The 7,386-nt window shown below is 47.6% G+C and carries 7 protein-coding genes; all 7 read right to left on the reverse strand.

What is annotated here, in order from left to right; genetic code table 11:
• Nucleotides 1–200: 200 nt before the first annotated feature.
• On the reverse strand, nt 201–1,397 hold the full coding sequence (gene fabV / locus EOO50_RS13760; protein WP_290840853.1) for an enoyl-ACP reductase FabV: 1,197 nt from the start codon (nt 1,395–1,397) through the stop codon (nt 201–203).
• Nucleotides 1,398–1,437: 40 nt separating this feature from the next.
• On the reverse strand, nt 1,438–3,090 hold the full coding sequence (gene recN / locus EOO50_RS13765) for a DNA repair protein RecN (RefSeq protein ID WP_290840854.1): 1,653 nt from the start codon (nt 3,088–3,090) through the stop codon (nt 1,438–1,440).
• Between the two features lie 42 nt (nt 3,091–3,132).
• Nucleotides 3,133–4,020, reverse strand: a complete 888-nt coding sequence (locus EOO50_RS13770; protein ID WP_290840855.1) for a DUF4835 family protein — start codon at nt 4,018–4,020, stop codon at nt 3,133–3,135.
• Nucleotides 4,013–5,221: a bifunctional phosphopantothenoylcysteine decarboxylase/phosphopantothenate--cysteine ligase CoaBC gene (coaBC, locus tag EOO50_RS13775; RefSeq protein WP_290840856.1), complete on the reverse strand. Its 1,209-nt coding sequence runs from the start codon at nt 5,219–5,221 to the stop codon at nt 4,013–4,015. Before coaBC ends, EOO50_RS13770 begins: the two co-directional genes overlap by 8 nt.
• A gap of 9 nt (nt 5,222–5,230) precedes the next feature.
• A complete protein-coding gene (locus EOO50_RS13780) occupies nt 5,231–5,548 on the reverse strand; it encodes a DNA-directed RNA polymerase subunit omega (RefSeq protein WP_290840857.1) in 318 nt (105 codons plus the stop codon).
• 6 nt (nt 5,549–5,554) lie between these two features.
• A complete protein-coding gene (gene bamD / locus EOO50_RS13785) occupies nt 5,555–6,349 on the reverse strand; it encodes an outer membrane protein assembly factor BamD (protein ID WP_290840858.1) in 795 nt (264 codons plus the stop codon).
• Between the two features lie 106 nt (nt 6,350–6,455).
• Nucleotides 6,456–7,355, reverse strand: a complete 900-nt coding sequence (gene dapA / locus EOO50_RS13790; protein WP_290840861.1) for a 4-hydroxy-tetrahydrodipicolinate synthase — start codon at nt 7,353–7,355, stop codon at nt 6,456–6,458.
• Nucleotides 7,356–7,386: the final 31 nt, after the last annotated feature.

Consider the following 7,386-nt stretch of genomic DNA (forward strand, 5'->3'; position numbering starts at 1 on the left):
AAGCGGTTGGTTTGTTTTAGTCGTCCCCTAAAGTAAATAAAATCAACGGACAACCAATGATTGCAGACGAACAGAATAAAAAAAGCTGCCCTTTCGGAGCAGCTTTTAACGCAGTGTGCGCATTTTATTGCTTTATAATCATAAAAAAGGAGAGAAACAAAATTTCCCTCCTTCTTTACAATGTGATAGTCGATAACTACCTATTGCTTCAAACTATCTACGGAAACCATTTCGTTGGCCTCGGCATTGTAGTCGATTCCTTCCATTTCGAATCCGAACAGTTTGTGGAATTCATGGCTGTAACCTTTCAAATCGCCAATTTCAGGCAATGTTTCGGTGCTTGCGACTTTCCACAACTCGGCGACTTTCGCCTGTATATCCTCTTTCATCTCGAGATCGTCGATGCGGATCCGGCCTTTTTCGTCCACGGGAACATCTCCATTCGTGAACAATCTTTCCCGGAACAACCTGTCGATCTGCTCGATCGTGCCTTCATGCGTTCCCGCTTCTTTCATCGTCTTGAACAACAGCGAAATATAGAGCGGAATCACCGGAATTGCCGAACTGGCTTGGGTTACGAGCGCTTTGTTTACCGAAACGTATGCTTTCCCGCCGACATCCTTTAAACTGTCGGAAATAGTAAATGCTGTCGCTTCGAGATCGTCTTTCGCACGACCGATCGTTCCTTTGCGGTACACAGGCTCGGTAAGCGCAGGCCCGATATATGAATACGCGATGGTCAACACATTCGGCGCCAAAACTCCTGCGGCCTTCATGTCGTCGATCCACATTTTCCAATCTTCGCCTCCCATTACGGCAACCGTATTTTCAATATCTTCCTCATTTGCGGGCGTTATCGAAACTTCGGTGACATTGCCGGTATGGAAATCGACGGTCTTGTTCGTGTATGTTTGTCCGATCGGTTTCAACACCGAACGATGCGTAACTCCTGTCTTTGGATTCGTGCGGACCGGAGACGCCAAACTGTAGATAATGAGGTCGACTTGTCCCAAATCCTGTTTGATCAAATCGATGGTTTGCTTCTTGATTTCGTCTGAGAATGCATCACCATTGATACTTTTTGCATATAAACCGTCGGCATGCGCGATCTTTTCGAAAGCCGCCGAATTGTACCAGCCCGGAGACGCGGTCTTTCCTTCACTTGGTTCTTTCTCAAAAAAGACACCTATGGTTGCGGCGTCCGATCCGTAAGCGGCCGTGATCCTCGACGCCAATCCGAATCCTGTAGAAGCCCCGATTATGAGCGCTTTCTTGGGTCCGCCAGCGACGGTTCCGTTCGACTTTACGTATTCTATTTGGTCTTTGACGTTCTGCTCACATCCGTCCGGGTGCGCGGTAAGGCAAATAAAGCCCCGCATTCTGGGTTGTATGATCATAAAAATATTGAATTTACCTAACAAATATAGGCTTGTTTTTTTAGTTCAGCAAGGCCTTCGCGTGATTAATGGCCGAATCGGAAACCGCCGAACCCGACAGCATTTGCGCGATTTCGATCACGCGTTGTTCCCTGTCGAGCAATTTGAGTTCCGATGTGGTTTGACTGCCAACCGTTTGCTTGTAGACTTTGAAGTGCGAATCTCCTTTGGCGGCGATCTGAGGCAAATGCGTGATTGAAAATACCTGCATGTTTTTGCTCATGTCGCGCATGATTTCGCCCATCTTGTGAGCGATTTCGCCCGAAACTCCGGTGTCGATCTCGTCGAAGATGATCGATGGCAATTTGGAATAGATCGCCAGAATCGACTTCACGGCAAGCATGATGCGCGACAATTCGCCTCCCGAAGCCATTTTCTTGAGCGGACCGAAATTCGAACCTTTATTTGCTGAAAACAGGAATTCCAATTCGTCTTTCCCGTTCTTGAAATAGTGGCTTGAAGCCTTGACCTCGATTCCGAAACGCGCGTCCGGCATTCCAAGATTTTCGAGAATCGCGACTAATTTCTTAGTCAATTGCGGAACGGCTTCCACCCTTTTTGAATGGATTTGGGCTGCGATTTTATCGAGTTCCGATTCGGCGTCGGATATGTTTGCATGCAATTCGGCGATTTCAGATTCGAGCGATTCGGCTGAAAGCGTTTTTTGCTCCAATTCGGTCCGGATGTCGATCAATTCCTCGACCGATTGTACCAAGTGTTTCTTTTGCAGGTTGTAGATCGACTGCAATTTCGCATTGACGAATTCGAGTTGCTGCGGATCCTGCGTCACGCCTCGCGACAATTTATCGAGTTCACCTGAAATATCGTCGATTTCGATTGCGGCACTGCTCAATCTTTCGAAAAGCTGGGCGTATTCGCTTGAAAACGACGAAAGCTTTTGGAGCGAATTCTTCATTTCACGAAGGCTCGCGTGGACTCCGAATTGCTCTTCAGACGCCAACGCTATCGATTTGTCGAGCTGCTCGCGGATGAATTCAACGTTGTTGAGCTGTTCGAAAGCGCTTTCCAATTCCTGTTGTTCGCCCGCGTTTAGTTTTGCCGACGAAAGTTCCTCGAGTAAAAACGTATTGTAATCGTGTTCCTTCAACGCGACTTGAAGTCTTTCCTGAAACTCGGAAAGCCGTGTTTTGAAGGTTTTGTGTTTTTTCAGAATCGACGCGTACTTTGAAAGCAGATCCGAATTTCCTGCGATCGCGTCTATAATCCGAAACTGGAAATCTTCCTCAGACAACTCAAGCGTCTGATGCTGCGAGTGAATGTCGATCAAGAACGTTCCGAGTTCCTGCAATTCCTGCAGATTCACGGGACTGTCGTTCACGAACGCGCGCGATTTCCCCGATGGAAGAATTTCTCTCCTAAGGATCGTTTCGTCGTCGTAATCCAGATCGTTGGCCTCGAAAAAAGGTTTCAAGTCGTACTCGGCAACCTTGAAATGCGCCTCGACGATGCATTTTTCGTCTTTGTTTTTTAGGGAAGAAAGGTCGGCGCGTTTGCCCAAAACCAGGCCGAGCGCGCCAAGCAGAATCGATTTTCCGGCTCCGGTTTCACCCGTAATGATCGAAAAACCATTGCGAAAATCAATAGACAATTTATCTATCAGGGCGAAATTCTCTATGGTTAAGTGACTGATCATTATGGCGTATAGTTAAGAGTTTGTGCGTAAAAAAAAACGGCGTCAGAGCTTGATGTTCGCCCATTTGCTGGCGTTGAGCGGAGACAACTTGTTGAGCCTTTCCACAACGTCTGAAATCGGCATTCCGGGACCGCCTGAGAAAACCGAGACGATCTCGTCAGACTTGGCATCGAAAAACACGCGCGTCAAAAATGCATTCGGACGCACCGAATAGATCTCGGCCAGAGTCGCCAACGCTGCCTTCACGCCTTCTTTACCGGCCTTGGGATCGTCGGCCATCTTATCGAGACCCAGGAAATGATATTGGTACGACGCTTCGCGGATCGGAGCGAATGTCGGCGACAACATGTCGTTTATCAAAAAGTAACGGTTTTGCGTTCCGTCGGCCTGGCTCCAGCCTTTCGCACCGCCCTGTTGGGCAACGCTTACGATGTCCTGGGCGATTTCGAGATACGAGGTTCCGCCGTTCGGGGAGAATGTGTCGGCGTCCATCGCGATGATCATGTAGCTGTAAAAAGCGATTACCGAAACCAGGTTCGAATCGTAATTCGTCGGGTTGAACGTAAGGTTTTGAAATTCGTTGTATTCGAAATTAAAGTCTTTGTCGTTGAAATTCAGGACCGGAGACGAATAACTCGAATTGAAGATCGGGCGCGCCGACTGTACTTGTATGGTCGCCTGAAATTGGTTCGAGCTCTGCATCGTCACGTTGATGAACATCGAGCAGTTGATGCGTTCGTTCGCCTGGTAACCTTGTCCCGTCCAATCAGTTCGGTTCACGAAATCGTTGAGCGAATTCTGCAGCGTCTTGAAAACCTGATTGTTCGTCGCCCCAACTTTTTCGGCGTTTACGGTAACGGTGCAATTGAGTTCCTGCGCGAATCCCGCAACAGATAAAAACAACGCCAATAGTGAAAATATCTTACGCATAATGTGCTAGTACTTTATTGAGAATATCGGTCGCAACCGCTTCTTTGGTCTTGAGTTCGTGGACTTCTTCGTTGAAATCCTTGTCGATGAACGTGATCTTGTTCGTCGCATGCCCAAAACCTGCGCCTTCATCGCGGAGTGAATTCAGGACAATCAAATCTAAGTTTTTTTTCTTGATCTTGAGCCTCGCGTTCTCTATTTCATTTTCAGTTTCGAGCGCGAACCCGATCAAAAATTGCTTCGTCTTGATTTCTCCGAGCGATGCCAATATGTCTTTTGTCTTTTCGAGCTCGATCACGAAGTTCGCTTCGGTCTTCTTGATTTTTTGCAAAGCGGGATTTTTCGGACGGTAATCGGCAACCGCAGCGGCCGCGATCGCCACATCGCAATCGTCGTAAACAGCATGGCAGGCGTCGTACATTTCCCTTGCCGACGTCACGCGAACCACTTCAATGTTCGATTTGTCAAGCGTCAGATGCGTCGGTCCCGAAACCAAAGTTACTTGTGCGCCGAGACTTGCGGCCGTTTTCGCGATGTCGTATCCCATTTTTCCCGATGAGTGGTTTCCTATGAAACGCACGGGATCGATAGCTTCGTATGTCGGACCCGCAGTAACGAGGATTTTTTTTCCTTTTAGCGGAAGTTTCGACTCGAGATCGGATTCGATAAATGAGATTATATTTTCAGGTTCCGCCATTCGGCCCTCGCCTGAAAGCCCGCTCGCGAGTTCTCCCGATTCGGCCGGAATCATGATATTCCCGAAACCTTGAAGGCTCGAAAAACTCTCGATCGTCGATGGATGTTTGTACATGTCGAGATCCATCGCAGGCGCGAAATACACCGGGCATTTGGCTGAAAGATAAACGGCAACCAGGAAATTATCGGAATTCCCGGTTGCCATTTTAGATAAGGTATTTGCCGTTGCGGGTGCAATGAGCATCAAATCGGCCCAAAGACCTAATTCGACGTGATTGTTCCAGTTGGCTTCCTGCTCGTCGTCGTTGTAAAAAGACGAAAGGACAGGATTTTTGGAAAGCGTCGACAACGTAAGCGGCGTCACGAAATCCTTTGCCGCGGGCGTCATGACGACGCGAACATCGGCTCCGGCCTTGATGAACAGGCGAACAAGCGTCGCGGTCTTGTAAGCGGCGATTCCTCCGGAAATGCCCAGCACGATTCTTTTACCGCTTAAAACCGACATGCGCTTTTCTTATTTTGTAGTATCGCGGTAGTAAATTTTGTCTTCCATCCATTCCTGAACTGCCAAAGCGTGTGGTTTTGGAAGTTTTTCGTAGAATTTAGAGACTTCGATCTGCTCTTTGTTTTCGAAGATTTCCTCGAGGCTGTCGTTGTAAGTCGCGAATTCCTCCAGCTTGTCAGTCAATTCTTTTTTGATTTCAGAATTAATCTGGTTCGCTCTCTTGGCCATGATGGTGATCGCTTCATAGATGTTTCCGGTAGCTTCCTCAATCTGGCTTTTGTTGTAGGTGATCGTGTTTACCGGAGCATTCGTCTTCTTTAAATCCATGGTTTTTTATTTTGCAAATTGTTTTAAATCGTTTTCAATGCGCACCAACATATCGTCGGCGTCTTTTTTGTATTCGGTGTCGGCTTTGAATTTCAACAGGTTGGCATAAGCCGTCTTGGCGCCATTCAATCTTTCCTGCATTTTAGAAGGCACGCTGTTCACGGCCAACTTGTAAGAAGAATCGAGTTTGTAGAACAATGCCTTTTCCTTATACGGCGTTCCCGGATAATCGGCAATGAAGTTGTCGAGCGCCACTATCGCCGATTTGTGGTCGGAAATCTTGTTGTAATTATACGCGATCTCATACGCTTTCTTCTCGAGTTTCTCGCGAAGGTTCTTGACCGTTTCGTTGGCTTCCTTCAAATATTCCGAATCCGGATACTTGTCAAGGAACAACTGCAATTTGTCGATCGCCTTGTTCGTGTCGACCTGATCGATGCTGTACACTGGCGAAAGGTTCGCGTAGCTTTTTGCCGACAGATAAGCCGCTTCCTCAGCCTTCTCACTCTTCGGGTAACCTGCGGCGAATGTCTCGAATTGGTATCCGGCCAAATAATATTGCTCGGTTTTATAGTACGATTGCGCGTACATGTAAAACATCTTTTCAGCTTGCGGCTTTCCTTTGTAATTGGGCGCCATCTGCTCGAAAAGTCGGATCGCTTTATTGTATTTCCCTTGTTCGTACTTTTTTTCGGCGGCCGCATATTTCACGGCTACGTCTTCAGACTTGAGGGCTTTCTGGTATTCACTGCACGATGCGAGCAACGCCGCAGTTAACATCAGGAACAAAAAATTCTTCATCTAATTGTTTGGGTTTTGCTGATTCACAGCCGGTTTATGCTGTTTTAAAACCAACTGCAAATGTAGTCATTAATTCAGTACTTCAAAATTAAATTTTCGTGTGTTTTTAAACGCTCACTTTGCTTTCAGAGTTCACATTTTTGGTAAACGCATCGATGCGTGACGCGAGATCGGGCGTAGCTGAAACCAACGGCAATCTCACCACGCTTTCGCAAAGGCCGAGCGATTTGAAAACTTCCTTGATTCCCGCGGGATTTCCCTGTTCGAAAATCAAATCGATCCCATCGGTAAGCTGGTAATGCAATTCGAAAGCCTGCTCTACTTTTCGTTCCAGCCCAAGGCGGACCATATCGGACGTCTGTCTTGGAAAACCTTCGGCAATCACTGAAATAACGCCGCTTCCACCAGCCAGAATCATCGGAAGCGTAACCATGTCGTCGCCTGAAATAACAAGGAAATCTTTTGGTTTGTTTTGGATCAGACGCATTGCCTGGACGATATCGCCCGCAGCTTCCTTGATCGCGACGACGTTCTTGAAATCATTGGCCAATCGGATCACGGTTGACGGCAACATATTGCTCGACGTGCGCGCCGGAACGTTGTACAGGATTATCGGCAGCGGAGACGCTTCGGCAACCGCCTTGAAATGCTGGTAAATCCCTTCCTGAGTCGGTTTGTTGTAATACGGAGAAACTGAAAGGACCGCAGTAAAATCGCTCAAGTCGCGGGTCTTGAGTTCTTTCACGACATCGGCCGTGTTGTTTCCGCCGACGCCGAGAACGAGCGGCAAACGACCCGCATTCGCATCGATTATCGTCTTGATCACGAGTTCTTTTTCATCGGAGTCCAACGTAGCGCTTTCGGCAGTGGTTCCCAAAACGACGAGGTAATCGATGCCGTTGTCGACCTGGAAATCGACGATGCGTTTCAGGGCGTCGACATCAATCGAAAAATCTTTCTTGAAAGGCGTTACGAGCGCAACCCCGGTTCCTGTAAGTGACTGCATGCTATAGTTTGTTAAGTATTTTGAGGTATTT

The sequence above is a fragment of the Flavobacterium sp. genome (assembly GCF_004211145.1).
Taxonomy (GTDB): domain Bacteria; phylum Bacteroidota; class Bacteroidia; order Flavobacteriales; family Flavobacteriaceae; genus Flavobacterium.